The sequence below is a fragment of the Candidatus Saccharibacteria bacterium oral taxon 488 genome, from assembly GCA_013100805.1.
Lineage (GTDB): Bacteria > Patescibacteriota > Saccharimonadia > Saccharimonadales > Saccharimonadaceae > Nanosynbacter.
Genome location: CP040000.1, coordinates 20,024 through 32,110, shown reverse-complemented (window position 1 = coordinate 32,110; position 12,087 = coordinate 20,024). Strand labels below are relative to the sequence as shown.

The 12,087-nt window shown below is 52.4% G+C and carries 15 protein-coding genes, 4 tRNA genes and 1 pseudogene; 11 read left to right on the top strand and 9 right to left on the bottom strand.

The annotated features are described in order from the left end of the window. Positions 1-22: 22 nt before the first annotated feature. The 3 genes from FBF27_00170 to FBF27_00160 all read left to right on the top strand — a co-directional run bounded on the left by FBF27_00170 (position 23) and on the right by FBF27_00160 (position 4,935). The gene (locus FBF27_00170) at positions 23-1,267 is read left to right on the top strand and encodes a tRNA (adenosine(37)-N6)-threonylcarbamoyltransferase complex transferase subunit TsaD (GenBank protein QJU08847.1); all 1,245 of its coding nucleotides are present in this window, start codon (positions 23-25) and stop codon (positions 1,265-1,267) included. 18 nt (positions 1,268-1,285) lie between these two features. Beyond that, positions 1,286-2,209, top strand: coding sequence for a peptidoglycan bridge formation glycyltransferase FemA/FemB family protein (locus tag FBF27_00165; GenBank protein ID QJU08846.1), 924 nt, complete (start codon positions 1,286-1,288; stop codon positions 2,207-2,209). A 170-nt stretch (positions 2,210-2,379) separates the two neighbouring features. Then, positions 2,380-4,935 (top strand): valine--tRNA ligase, encoded by a 2,556-nt coding sequence (locus FBF27_00160; protein ID QJU08845.1) that lies wholly within the window; start codon positions 2,380-2,382, stop codon positions 4,933-4,935. Here the strand turns inward: FBF27_00160 and FBF27_00155 are convergent. Then, the gene (locus FBF27_00155) at positions 4,922-5,275 is read right to left on the bottom strand and encodes a hypothetical protein (protein QJU08844.1); all 354 of its coding nucleotides are present in this window, start codon (positions 5,273-5,275) and stop codon (positions 4,922-4,924) included. The two genes, FBF27_00160 and FBF27_00155, sit on opposite strands and share 14 nt — an antisense overlap. Positions 5,276-5,467: 192 nt before the next feature. Beyond that, positions 5,468-5,560, bottom strand: a tRNA-Ser gene (locus FBF27_00150). A gap of 108 nt (positions 5,561-5,668) precedes the next feature. Here FBF27_00150 and FBF27_00145 point away from each other — a divergent pair. The 7 genes and pseudogenes from FBF27_00145 to FBF27_00115 all read left to right on the top strand — a co-directional run bounded on the left by FBF27_00145 (position 5,669) and on the right by FBF27_00115 (position 8,365). Then, positions 5,669-6,076, top strand: a complete 408-nt coding sequence (locus FBF27_00145) for a hypothetical protein (protein ID QJU08843.1) — start codon at positions 5,669-5,671, stop codon at positions 6,074-6,076. A gap of 31 nt (positions 6,077-6,107) precedes the next feature. Then, positions 6,108-6,638 (top strand): hypothetical protein, encoded by a 531-nt coding sequence (locus tag FBF27_00140; protein ID QJU08842.1) that lies wholly within the window; start codon positions 6,108-6,110, stop codon positions 6,636-6,638. Between the two features lie 107 nt (positions 6,639-6,745). Next, positions 6,746-6,822, top strand: a tRNA-Arg gene (locus FBF27_00135). Between the two features lie 9 nt (positions 6,823-6,831). Continuing rightward, a tRNA-Ser gene (locus FBF27_00130) sits at positions 6,832-6,919 on the top strand. A 23-nt stretch (positions 6,920-6,942) separates the two neighbouring features. Continuing rightward, positions 6,943-7,032, top strand: a tRNA-Ser gene (locus FBF27_00125). 11 nt (positions 7,033-7,043) lie between these two features. Further along, complete coding sequence (locus FBF27_00120) at positions 7,044-7,916, top strand: SGNH/GDSL hydrolase family protein (GenBank protein QJU08841.1); 873 nt, start codon at positions 7,044-7,046, stop codon at positions 7,914-7,916. Next, positions 7,913-8,365: pseudogene (locus FBF27_00115) on the top strand (23S rRNA (pseudouridine(1915)-N(3))-methyltransferase RlmH). Before FBF27_00120 ends, FBF27_00115 begins: the two are co-directional and overlap by 4 nt. Here the strand turns inward: FBF27_00115 and FBF27_00110 are convergent. Then, positions 8,298-9,062 (bottom strand): ComF family protein, encoded by a 765-nt coding sequence (locus FBF27_00110; GenBank protein ID QJU08840.1) that lies wholly within the window; start codon positions 9,060-9,062, stop codon positions 8,298-8,300. The pseudogene FBF27_00115 and the gene FBF27_00110 sit on opposite strands and share 68 nt — an antisense overlap. 95 nt (positions 9,063-9,157) lie before the next feature. Here FBF27_00110 and FBF27_00105 point away from each other — a divergent pair, with 95 nt between their 5' ends. Next, positions 9,158-9,646: an Hsp20/alpha crystallin family protein gene (locus tag FBF27_00105; GenBank protein ID QJU08839.1), complete on the top strand. Its 489-nt coding sequence runs from the start codon at positions 9,158-9,160 to the stop codon at positions 9,644-9,646. Positions 9,647-9,738: 92 nt separating this feature from the next. Here the strand turns inward: FBF27_00105 and FBF27_00100 are convergent, their stop codons facing one another. From FBF27_00100 to FBF27_00075, 6 genes are read right to left on the bottom strand one after another with little or no spacing between them, the layout of a single operon-like run. Further along, positions 9,739-10,119, bottom strand: coding sequence for a hypothetical protein (locus FBF27_00100; protein QJU08838.1), 381 nt, complete (start codon positions 10,117-10,119; stop codon positions 9,739-9,741). A gap of 58 nt (positions 10,120-10,177) precedes the next feature. Further along, positions 10,178-10,552, bottom strand: a complete 375-nt coding sequence (locus FBF27_00095) for a hypothetical protein (GenBank protein ID QJU08837.1) — start codon at positions 10,550-10,552, stop codon at positions 10,178-10,180. A 17-nt stretch (positions 10,553-10,569) separates the two neighbouring features. Beyond that, positions 10,570-10,935 carry a hypothetical protein gene (locus tag FBF27_00090; protein ID QJU08836.1) on the bottom strand — a complete coding sequence of 122 codons (366 nt, stop codon included), beginning with the start codon at positions 10,933-10,935 and terminating at the stop codon, positions 10,570-10,572. Next, positions 10,932-11,231, bottom strand: coding sequence for a hypothetical protein (locus FBF27_00085; GenBank protein QJU08835.1), 300 nt, complete (start codon positions 11,229-11,231; stop codon positions 10,932-10,934). Before FBF27_00085 ends, FBF27_00090 begins: the two co-directional genes overlap by 4 nt. Further along, positions 11,228-11,686 (bottom strand): hypothetical protein, encoded by a 459-nt coding sequence (locus FBF27_00080; protein QJU08834.1) that lies wholly within the window; start codon positions 11,684-11,686, stop codon positions 11,228-11,230. The genes FBF27_00085 and FBF27_00080 overlap by 4 nt, the downstream gene beginning before the upstream one ends. After that, positions 11,686-12,063 (bottom strand): hypothetical protein, encoded by a 378-nt coding sequence (locus tag FBF27_00075; protein ID QJU08833.1) that lies wholly within the window; start codon positions 12,061-12,063, stop codon positions 11,686-11,688. The genes FBF27_00080 and FBF27_00075 overlap by 1 nt, the downstream gene beginning before the upstream one ends. Between the last annotated feature and the right edge of the window lie 24 nt (positions 12,064-12,087).

The window sequence follows — 12,087 nt, the reverse complement described above, 5'->3', positions numbered from 1 at the left end:
ATATTTGCTATAATAAAAGCAAATGAGGATTTTGGGAATCGAGTCCAGCTGCGACGAAACAGCGGCGGCGGTCGTTGAAGACGGCGAACGCTTGCTTTCTAATGTGGTCAATTCCCAAATCGACATCCATGCCGAATACGGCGGCGTCATCCCGGAGATTGCCGCCCGCAGCCATCTGGAGGTTATTAACCCGGTCATCAAAAAAGCCCTGTCCGACGCTGATTGCACTTGGGACGATATCGACGCCATCGCCGTCACCTACGCGCCCGGGCTGATCGGCTCGCTGCTCATCGGCACGCTCGCTGCCCGCACCCTCGCCATCATTCACGATAAACCGCTTTACAAGATACACCATGTCGAGGCGCATGTGTATGCTAATTTTATCACCGAACAGAAAAAGAGAGGCTCAAAACATGCCAAATTGCTGGAATTAACAACATCTGCACAAACCCGAGAGGCGAGCTTGTCAGATTCCTTGCGAGACGAGGACTGTTTGAGCAAAGCGAGTCCCGCAGTCGCCAAAGAATCTGACGAGAAAGCATCTCGGCGTGCGGAAGCCGTTGTTAATTCTAGCGATTTGGCGCTGTCTTTACCACACCATCAACCCACCTTCCCCCTCCTCGCCCTCATCGTCTCTGGCGGACACTCGCAGCTTGTCCTATTCCAAAATCACGGCGACTACCAACTAATCGGCCAAACCCAGGACGACGCCGTCGGCGAGGCGTTCGACAAGGCCGCTAAAATCATTGGCCTGCCCTACCCTGGCGGCCCTGCCATCGCCAAAGCAGCCGAGCTCGGCGATCCCCACGCTTTTCACCTGCCCATCGCCAAGCTTGATGGCGAGTACGATTTTTCCTTCTCTGGCCTCAAGACAGCCGTTCTGAGGACCGTTCAGCGCGAGGTGGGCAAAGACTTCACCTTTCCGTCGCACGAGCTTCCAAGGCTGGTAAACGATAAACTGAGGCATAATATGGCAGCCAGTTTCCAATACACCGCCGTTAAAACCCTGGTCGATAAGACTAAAAAAGCCTATGACAATTTCCAGCCCGCTTCCGTCGTCATCGCCGGCGGCGTCGCCGCCAACCAAGAATTACGCCGCCAGCTGCGCCGGGCCTTGCCCATCACCATCGAGTATGCACCGATCCAGCTCTGCACCGACAACGCTGCCATGATCGCCGCGCTCGGCTATTTCCGCGCCCACATCGACCAGCCCGCCGACCCGTACGACCTGGAAGTCCAGCCAAGTTTATCAATGACAGCAAGCTAACGTTGTGAGGATTACAACATGAACCAACATTTTTTACAATCAACCGCCTGGCAAGCCTTTCAAGAGTCACTCGGCCGCACCACCTTTCGCGATAGCGGCCCGGGTTGGGAATATCTGGCTGTTTTGGAGCGCAGCACCGGCAATTCCCGCCTGTATTGCCCGTACGGCCCGGCTGCCGATGATGAACATTCGCTAGCGGCAGCCCTTAATTCCTTAACTCAACTTGGCAAAACACACCGCGCTACCTTCCTGCGCGTTGAGCCAACCAACCCTAACTTTACCACGCATCTCAAATCTCACGGCTGGAAAAAGGTCACCTACCAAAAACTCCAGCCCGAGCATTCGCACGTCATCGACCTGACCCAGCCGCAAGACCAGCTGATCGCCCATATGGCGCAGCCAGTTCGTAATGTGTACCGCAATTATCATAAAAAAGGTGTCGCCGTCCACCGCTCGACCGACCCGCACGACATTGATATCTTACTGAAATTTGTCCACCAAGTCGCCCGGCAGCGCGGCATTACGCCGCACCCTGATAGTTATTTTCGACAGCAAGCAACCACCCTCTTCCCACTCGGCGCCGCCACGCTGTACTACGCCGCGCTTGATGATCAGCCCATCGCCGCTGCCCTGTTTTACCACAGCAGCGACACGCTATATTACGCCCACGCTGGCGCCTCGTCAGACCCAGCTCACCGCAAACTTAACGCTGGCACTGCCCTGCTGGCCGAGGCAATCATTGACGCTCAGCAGCGCGGATTAACCAAAGCCGACCTCTACGGCATTGCCCCCGACGGCGCCGACAAAAACCATCCATGGGCTGGCTTCACCAAATTCAAACGCTCATTTGGCGGACACGACATCACCTTTGCTGGCGCTTGGGATTTGCCATTACAGCGCAGTCGCTACTGGCTGTACCGCGCCTACCAAGCGCTGCGTTAACACCCCCAGCCAGGCATCGTCCGCGGTTTTGCCGCCCCTTTTTCTGTGGTATAATTGGCTTGGTAATATAACCGCGTGGAGAGATATCTTACGCCTATTGTCTGAGTTTTCACGTGAAAAATCTTGACGGTAGCGATGCTCGCTTTTCACGTGAAAAGTAGGAATTATTCATGCAACTAGCCAAACAATACACCCCAAACGATTACGAACCAAACATTTATGCCATGTGGGAAACCAGCGGCGCATTAGAGCCGACTGGCACCGGCAGACCGTACTCCATCGTCATGCCGCCGCCCAACGCCAATGGTAACTTGCACATTGGCCATGCCCTGGACATGAATTTGAAGGATATTATGATTCGCTATCACCGCATGAAAGGCGATGATGCAGTATTTATTCCTGGGGCAGACCATGCTGGCTTTGAGACGTGGGTAGTTTATGAAAAAGAGCTAGCCAAACGGGGAAAAAGCCGCTTTGACTTTTCACGTGAACAACTATACGACCAGGTTTGGAAGTTTGTGGAAGAAAAACGCGGCAACATGGAATTGCAGCTGCGAGCTCTAGGCGTCAGCGCCTCTTGGCAGCATTTGACCTTTACGCTGGACGATAAAGTCATCGCTACAGTGTACGAGACGTTCAAAAAGATGTGGGATGACGGACTAGTTTACCGCGGTGAGCGGATCGTTAATTATTGCACCAAACACCAAACCAGCTTCGCCGACATTGAAGTTGAGCATAAAAATGAAAAAGGGAAGTTGTGGCAAATTGCTTACCCGACACTGGATAAAATCGGCGAAATCGTAGTCGCCACCACGCGGCCAGAAACTATGTTGGGCGACGTAGCAGTAGCCGTTCACCCGGATGACGAGCGTTACAAACATCTCATCGGCACGCGAATTTTATTGCCAATCACCGACGAGGAAATCCCGATTATCGCTGACGAGTACGTCGATATGGACTATGGCACTGGCGCAGTGAAAATTACACCGGCACACGACCCGAACGACTTCGAGATGGCCCAGCGCCACAACCTGCCGCTCAAACAAATCATCAGCCAAGAAGGCAAGATGGTCAACGTACCGCCACAATTCCTAGGCCTGACGCCGGCAGAAGCCCGCACTCGCGTGTTGGCGGCCTTGGAATCATTGGAGCTGCGCCGCGGCGAAACAGACATTGAACATGCCGTCGGACATTGTTACAAATGCGGCAGCGTCATCGAGCCGATGGTTAAGGAGCAGTGGTTTATTAAAATGCAGCCGTTGGCTCAGCCAGCCATTGAAGCCTTAGAGAGGGAAGAGATTACCTTTTATCCAGCTGCCAAGCGCAAAGAGCTCATCGCTTATCTCAAGCAATTGAAAGATTGGAATATCTCCCGGCAAATCCCGTGGGGCATCCCGATTCCCGCATTCGTCAATGAAAGCGACCCGCGCGATTGGATATTCAACATCCACACTGACGAACGAAAGATAGTTGTAAATGGTACAACATATATCAGGGAAGAGGACACCTTTGACACCTGGTTTTCGTCTGGACAGTGGCCGTACATCGTTACCGATTACCTAAACGGCGGGGAACTAGCCAAATATTTCCCAACCAGCCTGATGGAAACTGGCATGGACATTATGCGAGCGTGGGTAGCGCGCATGATTATGCTCAGCCTGTACCGCACCGGCAAACTACCGTTCAAGGATGTTTATCTGCACGGTATGGTCAATGATGAGCACAATCAAAAAATGTCCAAATCCAAGGGCAATGTCATCAATCCAATGGAATTAGTCTCAGAATTTGGCTCGGACGCCACTCGCATGGGCATCATCGCTGGCCGCGCGCCGGCCCAGCACCAAGCCTTCAACAAGGGCGCGGTCATCGCTGCTCGTAATTTCTGTAATAAGCTGTGGAATATCGCACGCTTCGTCGAGGCGCAAATCGGCGACGAACACCAAATCGTTGACCTGGAGCTGCAGACGCCAGCCGACCACTGGATTATCCGCCAGCTGAACGACGCCGCCAATAACATCGCCGTCCGCTTGGAGCAATACCGCTTTTCTGAAGCCGCGGACACAGTCTATCACGCTATTTGGGACGACCTAGCCGATTGGTATATCGAATCGTCAAAAACCGCTATCAACCGCCCATTACTGTCATGGGCGCTGGCAACTAGCCTGAAAATCGCTCATCCATTCGCGCCATTCGTCACCGAGACGATTTGGCAGACGCTTAATTACACCGACGGCATTTTAATGCGCGACCACTGGCCGACCCCAGAAAAGTTCGACCCTATCGCTGCTGAGCAGTTTGAGCAGCTGAAGACGCTGGTCGCCGAAGGCCGCTGGGTAATCGCTGAGCTGCCGGGCAACAAGAAATACCGCTTGTTATACGGTAATGACAGCCTCATCGCTGATAATCAAGACACCATAAAACACCTCATGCGTCTGGAGTCAATTGCACACACCGACCAGCCGCGGGGCCTTAGGCTCGCGGCAGCAAACAGAGAAGCGTGGCTGGATATTGACGAGAAGACGCTCTATCAGCACCAGACCGATCTGGAAGTGCGGCTAAACGAAGCGCGACGAGCCCTGTCAAACCTCCAGGCACGACTAGATAACTCAACCTATGTCGAAAAGGCACCAGCTTATCTCGTTGAGGAAACTCGCCAACAGCTAGCTGAGCAAGAAAAGCTCATCCAGCGCTTTATCAGCGAACTCGAAGTCATCAGCTCACGCTAATCGGATCGACCATCAGTCGATGCCCGTCAATGTCACTATCACCACCGCGGCTGACAAGCTTGGTGTGTAGGTGTTTACGATCAGCGCTGCGCGGTGTCGTCCGCGGGTGGGTTTGCCCGTCTTTTAGTGCCCCCGAAAAGTCATGATGGTCAGAGTGAGTATGCGGTGAGGAATGCGGCTTGCTGTGGTGGTCATCATCGACCTGATATGTATCTTTCATAGCCCGCCACGCAGAAATAACCGCTTTGTCAACATTCGTGTCATGCAAAAACACGCCGAGGCTGGTCGATAGGCCGAGTGCCATGGTGGCAGTAGTGAGAATGTGTGATAAATATTTCATATTCTTTTTATGTTTATCTCTATGGATCTAACCATAGCAATGTTAGGATAATAGCATAAGGTTTTTAATTTGTCAATAATATTTCCTGATTTAGATGGTGCTGTCTGTCCAGAATTCCCGATCGACACCCATTCCGCATACTGACAAAATAAAATAAGTCCCGGATAAACCGAGACGAGAGCGGCATAACTCTGGCGGAGGAGGGGAGATTCGAACTCCCGCTACAGGTCTCCCCGTACTAACGATTTAGCAAACCGTCCCCTTCAGCCACTTGGGTACTCCTCCATGAGCCAAAAATAGTGTATCATAGAAGTAGTGGCTTGGCTAGCCCCGCGGCTGACAGGCGGGCCGCAAAACTTGACAATAAACCCAAGAAAGAGGATAATAACGCGCATGAAGAGGTTTTTCGCAAGTATCGTTAGTATCATGTTGACCATCGGTGTCGGCACGGTAGTTTTGAGCACTCCAGCGTTCGCGCTCGGCGAGGGCGGCGTCACTCGTGGCATCAATGACGCGCGTGGCGACGGCGTGCCAACCAACTTAACTAACGGTGACAGCTCGTTGGTGAAAAAAATTATCAACATCATGCTCTATTTCATCGGTATTCTCGCTGTGGTAATGCTGATCTTTGGTGGTTTTCGCTACGTTGTTTCTAGTGGTAACAAAGACGCGGTCACCTCGGCAAAGAACACCATTCTCTATGCGGTCATTGGTCTGCTGATCGCCCTATTTGCTTACGCCATCATTCAATTTGTCCTCAATACCGTAATTGGTCTCGGTGGTAACTCTACCGACGTATAGCAGATCATACCGCTCGTGGTATACTAGACATATGGAAGAGCAGCCACATGTAACCGATACCGAAAATACTCAACAAGATGCGGCCCAGCCGACAACTGATTTGTCGCAGCCTATCGCCTGGCAAGCCCCTGAGGGTATGCAAATCCACCGCACAACGGGCTGGTATATCGCTGTTGGTTTCGTGGTGCTCGCTCTGATGGCGCTGGCGATTTTTGTTTTTAATAGCTGGACATTCACAATTTTGCTACCGATTATGGCGGCGGCACTCATATTACTTCGGTCACGACCGTCAGTGATGATTAATTACGCCATCAGCCCCAAGGGGGTTTACGTCGCCGACCGTTTGTATGATTTTAGTGAGTTTCGGGCCTTTGGGCTAAGTCAAGACGGCGATCAACACTCGGCAATGTTACTGCCCGTCAAGCGATTCTCGCCAGCACTGACCATCTATTTTTCTGAGGCCGAGGGTGAAGCGATCGTTGACATGCTAGGGGCGCGGCTGCCGATGCAAGAAATCGCGCCGGATGCACTGGAGAAGCTCATTCGGATCATCAGGCTATAGCTTGCCCCGAGTTAACAGGTGTGCTAGAATACAAAAGTTCATTGCCGCTGGCATTGAAAGTTCTTTATATTTTTGTTATAGCCAATCGGATTTCCGAAAGGCTGTATGCACCCGTAGCTCAGCTGGATAGAGCGTTGGCTTGCGGAGCCAAAGGTCGTACGTTCGAATCGTGCCGGGTGTACCATTTTAATTTGGAGAGGTGCAGGAGTGGTTGAACTGGCCGCTCTCGAAAAGCGGTATGGGGCAACTCATCGAGGGTTCGAATCCCTCTCTCTCCGCCAGAATCCAGTCGCTACGATTAATTGGAAGGGTGACCGAGTGGTTGAAGGTACCGGTCTTGAAAACCGGCGTGCGCTAACACGTACCGAGGGTTCGAATCCCTCCCCTTCCGCCAGACACGACATCATGAGAGAAAGATTAGAAACATTAGCCAAACGGGGGGTCGCTACGATAGTGGCCCTCGCTTCATTAGCGCTATCAGCGTCCAGCCACCCAAACATCTCGCCCGAGCAAGCAAAGCACACCTACGTCGTCGGCATGGGTGATTCAGTCGCCAGCGGGGCAGGGCTGGGAAATTACGACGACACAACAACGGAGTGCCGGCGCTCACCCGAAGCTTATGCGCGGCAACTCAAAGCGTTTGGCATTCCTTCAGATAACATTACCCTCGTGGCCTGTCGTGGCGCCGGGCCAGAGCATATCTCCGGCCAGCAGTTTGACGACCAGCCACCGCAAATCAATGCCCTTGGCCCTGAAACCGATATTGTTACGCTGACGCTTGGCGCAAACATGATTGACCTTAACGTAGTGTTCGACGCCTGCCTGCACGAACGGTGTGGTACGCGCAGCGAGATGTATATCGACGTCTTTCGCCGACTGTACTCGGACGAATATCGTCAGTCGCTTGAGCAAGCCTACCGCTCTATCCTTGAACATGCCCCCAACGCCCAGCTATACATCAACCTCTATACCACACCCATTCAGCCATGCGACATCTGTCCAACGATTATCAATAACGATACCGATCATTTTGTCGCCAGCTTTATCGAGACGGTCAATCAAGCTATCCGCGACGTTGTGGCTGGCATGCACGAACCGCGGATCACCTTGGTCGAGCCGCCAAAGAACGTCGATGCTTGCGCCACGTTTGGTCTTGGTGTGGTAACTGGAGGTGACGACGTGGGCCATCCGACCACCCATGTCCACCACCAAATCGCCAAGGCAACCGCCGAAGCCATCTTGCATGATAATAACGCCCTACCGAAAGCGCGCACATGAAAATTACTATTCTCACCATCGGCAAGCGGCACGAGCCCTGGGTAGAGCCAGGCATTAAGCGCTTTTTAGAGCGCCTTAGAGCGCCATTCACCGCAGAAATGATCATCATCCCACATTCCGGCTAAATCGGCGACAGGGCGCGCCAGGACGAGTCAGAGCGCCTGATATCTCGTCTCAGGCCGCACGACTTCGTCATCCTCCTCGATGAACGTGGCCGTAACCTGAACTCGCCAGAACTATCGCAGCTCATTCTCGATCACACCGATCAGCACATCGTTATCATCATTGGCGGGGCCTATGGCGTCACCGAGATGCTTCACTGGCGAGCTGACATCGTTTGGTCGCTATCACGCCTGGTATTTCCGCACCAGCTGGTACGGCTCATTCTCGCCGAGCAGCTGTACCGCGCCCAAGAGATCGCTCGGGGTGGTTCGTATCATCACGACTAGGACGTGGCGGCGTCTTTGTAGTAGCCTTTTTATCGTTCCTATGGCGAGCGACAATCCCCACGCGAATGTCCCGCGCACCAGCCACTTGTAGCGTTTGGGCTGCCGCTGCAATCGTTGAGCCAGTGGTGAAAATATCATCCAAGATCAGATAGGGAACATCAGCCCGAGCGCCACGCGCCCGGAAAAACTGCTGTGCCTGCTTTCGACGCTCAGCCGCCGAGTGAGCATAATGCTGCGTCACATTCGTCTGTCTGACCAAGGGTCGCTCGACCCTCAGTCCCCGCCGCCGGGCAAATTGCCGAGCAACCAGCAACATATGATCATAGCCGCGCTTACGAATATTGGCAGGGGCCGTCGGCACCGGTACAACCACCGTCGAGGCGTCGTATTCTGGAAGCAATTCGTCTAGGAGTCTAGCCAACACCCCACTGGCGGCACGTACGCGGTGAAACTTATAATCATCAATCAGCCGCGCCACCGCACCTCGCCGCCACAGCACACAGTCGAGCGCCTCGTAGGGCAGGGCATGTCGCCGACACACATTGCCACTGGCGCACGGCTGTCCACAAATCACACAGACCTGATGGCGGCTCCGCTTCACCGCCTCAAGACACGACCGACACAAAAGCGAGCCAGTCGCACCACAACCATAACAATAATGCGGCGCGATATATGATAATAGCGTATCAATAGGCATTTTTCGCTTTTTCGCCTTTCACTCTTGATTATAGCGCACATAACCGTTATACTAATAGATGATATTGTCAATCAGCCTATAAAGGCGGAGGAAACATGGCACGCAAAAATGACGATTTGTTAATTGAGGATGAGCTAACTGCAGCTTTCTTGAATGATGATCTGGCTAATGACGCGCCGCAACCAGCCGCACCCGCAGCAGCACCGGCTACCGCAGCGCCCACCCCTGATGATGATTGGGAGGACGAAGCAGATGATTTGATGGGGCAGCTGGCAGTCGATGTGTTTGAATCAGAAACCGAACTTATTATCAAAGCCCGGACGGCTGGTGTTGATCGTAACGACCTAGATGTCAGCATCTCGGACGGCATCCTCACGATCAGCGGCACCCTATCAAGCGGCGACGAGACCGATGTCAAGAACTGGCATATCCAAGAATGCTACTGGGGCGAATTTAGCCGTACCCTGGCGCTGCCCGTCGCGGTCAACGAAGAAGGCGTCAAGGCCGAACTCAAAGATGGCGTGCTCACCATCACTTTTGAGAAAATTAAACAAGAACGTGCCAAGAAAATCCAGGTTCTCTAATTCAAAAGATGAACCAGTGTTTAATTGTTAAAACCGCAATAAAAACTAAACCCCCGGAAGCGCCGGGGGTTTATAAAGACCTAACGTGATCCCTACGAGCCAACGCCAGTGGAAGTAACCAGTACGAAGTTAACGATAGCATAAGCAAAGATCGCCACCACCAGACCAATCACCGCGTACATGATGGTATTTTTGGCGGTAGTCACCTTACTCGAGTCACCAGATGAGGTCGTGTAAAGGATGCCGCCCCAGATCAACATAATCACCGACAGAATACCAACAAAGTAGAGGATGCCATTGACAACATTCTTAACAAGATCATTTGGCCTATCAACACCGTTAGCGGCACCGTCGCCCTTGGCGGCATCTGCGCCATTTCTAAGGTTATATTGTGCGTTCGCCACCGGCACTGTCGCAAATGCCAGCACCGTCACAGCGAGCACACCAGCGATGATAACTTTAAGTTTGTTCATTTATTGCTTCCTTGTTTAGGGTTAATGTCATTTCAGCTGTTATTCTATCATCATTTAGCTACTTAAACAAGCCAAAGACCCAGTTAACGATAGCGTACGACATGACCACCACAACGATACCAATCACCGCGTACATGATGGTGTTTTTAGCAGTGGTCGCTTTCTGGCTATCGCCTGACGAGGTAATGTACTGAAAACCGCCCCAGATCACAACGATAACCGCCACCGCACCGACGAAATAAAGAAAGATATTAACCACCTCGCCAATAGTGGTACCGATAGGCTTCGTACTCATCTCCTGTGTTCGAGCTGCATCCAAACCGCTCTTAAATTGGGCCGACGCGGATGGCAGGGCGATCGGCATGACGACAGCCACGGCAGCAACCGCTAATGACAAGACGGCGGCTACGAGGGTTTTTCTATATCGTTTCATACATTTCTCCTTTTTTCTTATATTTTGCCAAACACAAAATCAACAATGGCATACGATAGAAGCGCTACGGCGACACCAATCACCGCGTACATGATGGTCGACTTGGCAGTTTTAACCTTATTAGAGTCGCCGGCCGAGGTCACATACTGAAAGCCACCGATGATGATCATGATGACAGAAATGGCGCCGAGGATGAGCAAGATAGCATTGATGAGATTCTTAAACAGCGGCTGCACCGTCGCGCCACGGTTTTTACAGACTTCACCGCTAGAGCCCGAGCAGGCGCCGTAAATGTCGACGCTCTGGGCGGATACGCTTGATGCCACCACTAGTGGGGCAACGAGCGCCGCTATCACACCGATAATGACTACGAGTTTTTTCATATTGCCGATCCTTTCATGCCACTAATGACAAAGTTAGTAATGAGAAATGCGGAGAGAATGATAATAATGCCGATAACGGTACCGAGGATGGTATTTTTCGCCTTGGTAAGTTTGTTAGTGTCGCCGCCCGAATTGGCGTAATTGATACCGGCCAGCACCAACATCAAAATCGCGATCGCCCCGGCAAAGAAATACACCGTATTGAGAATGTTACCCAGTGCATCCGCCGAAGCACTGTTCGTCGGAATGCCCAGCGAATCTGGCGACCCCAATACACCGGCTACAAATCGCATCATGACCGTGGCAACCCCAATCCGTCAGCCACGACATTCACCAGCGCCACCGAGGCAATAGCAATCACTAGGCCGATCGCCGCATTAATCACCGTCTTCATACCATTAGCCATCTGATTCGCATCACCGCTACTGGTCAGATATAGAAAGCCGCCGTATATCACAAAGCCGACCGTCACAAAGCCCGCCAGCTGCAACAGATCCTCGACAACATTCAATATCGCCCGCCAGATAAAGCCGTTGAGCGTGGCGTAATTACCCGGGTCGTTTTGGGCGCGCTTATCGTTATTGTCGACAATTGCTTTGAGGTTACAATCCGACTTGGTCAGCCCGTCGTACCACGGCTTGAGTGTCAAGATGTTGCCGCCACAAGCTGCGCTGGCCGGTGTTGCTTGAACCACCGACAGCATCAACGACCCCGCGATCATCAGCCCCAGCGCGATCACAATGTGTTTCATCAGAACACCCCCCCAGGAATCAGGAAGTTGGTGATAGCTACAAAAAACGCGAATATGATGAGGCCGATGGCGGTGTTGACCCAGAGCTCTTTGGCCTTTTTGATATTGTCCGGACTACCGCCAGACGCAGAATAGAGAATACCGCCATATATCACCGTACCGACCGCCAAGATGCCGATACCAGCAGTCATGATCTGGATAACCATTTTGATGATACCGAGAATAGCAGTATCGCCAGTCGCACCGCCACAATTAATAATCGAGGTCTTTGCGCCGCCGCATTCAGTATCAGCGAACGCAGACATACCAGACAGCACGACGCCGCAGATAATGGTTGCGAGAAAGATAGCGGTGATGAAAATATTTCTTTTTGTCATAACGGATCTCTTACCCTAAATTGT

Excerpts from the sequence above, each read along its gene's own strand:
- FBF27_00170 (QJU08847.1), top strand. The coding sequence starts at position 23 with ATGAGGATTTTGGGAATCGAGTCCAGCTGCGACGAAACAGCGGCGGCG.
- FBF27_00165 (QJU08846.1), top strand. The coding sequence starts at position 1,286 with ATGAACCAACATTTTTTACAATCAACCGCCTGGCAAGCCTTTCAAGAG.
- FBF27_00160 (QJU08845.1), top strand. The coding sequence starts at position 2,380 with ATGCAACTAGCCAAACAATACACCCCAAACGATTACGAACCAAACATT.
- FBF27_00155 (QJU08844.1), bottom strand. The coding sequence starts at position 5,275 with ATGAAATATTTATCACACATTCTCACTACTGCCACCATGGCACTCGGC.
- FBF27_00145 (QJU08843.1), top strand. The coding sequence starts at position 5,669 with ATGAAGAGGTTTTTCGCAAGTATCGTTAGTATCATGTTGACCATCGGT.
- FBF27_00140 (QJU08842.1), top strand. The coding sequence starts at position 6,108 with ATGGAAGAGCAGCCACATGTAACCGATACCGAAAATACTCAACAAGAT.
- FBF27_00120 (QJU08841.1), top strand. The coding sequence starts at position 7,044 with ATGAGAGAAAGATTAGAAACATTAGCCAAACGGGGGGTCGCTACGATA.
- FBF27_00110 (QJU08840.1), bottom strand. The coding sequence starts at position 9,062 with ATGCCTATTGATACGCTATTATCATATATCGCGCCGCATTATTGTTAT.
- FBF27_00105 (QJU08839.1), top strand. The coding sequence starts at position 9,158 with ATGGCACGCAAAAATGACGATTTGTTAATTGAGGATGAGCTAACTGCA.
- FBF27_00100 (QJU08838.1), bottom strand. The coding sequence starts at position 10,119 with ATGAACAAACTTAAAGTTATCATCGCTGGTGTGCTCGCTGTGACGGTG.
- FBF27_00095 (QJU08837.1), bottom strand. The coding sequence starts at position 10,552 with ATGAAACGATATAGAAAAACCCTCGTAGCCGCCGTCTTGTCATTAGCG.
- FBF27_00090 (QJU08836.1), bottom strand. The coding sequence starts at position 10,935 with ATGAAAAAACTCGTAGTCATTATCGGTGTGATAGCGGCGCTCGTTGCC.
- FBF27_00085 (QJU08835.1), bottom strand. The coding sequence starts at position 11,231 with ATGATGCGATTTGTAGCCGGTGTATTGGGGTCGCCAGATTCGCTGGGC.
- FBF27_00080 (QJU08834.1), bottom strand. The coding sequence starts at position 11,686 with ATGAAACACATTGTGATCGCGCTGGGGCTGATGATCGCGGGGTCGTTG.
- FBF27_00075 (QJU08833.1), bottom strand. The coding sequence starts at position 12,063 with ATGACAAAAAGAAATATTTTCATCACCGCTATCTTTCTCGCAACCATT.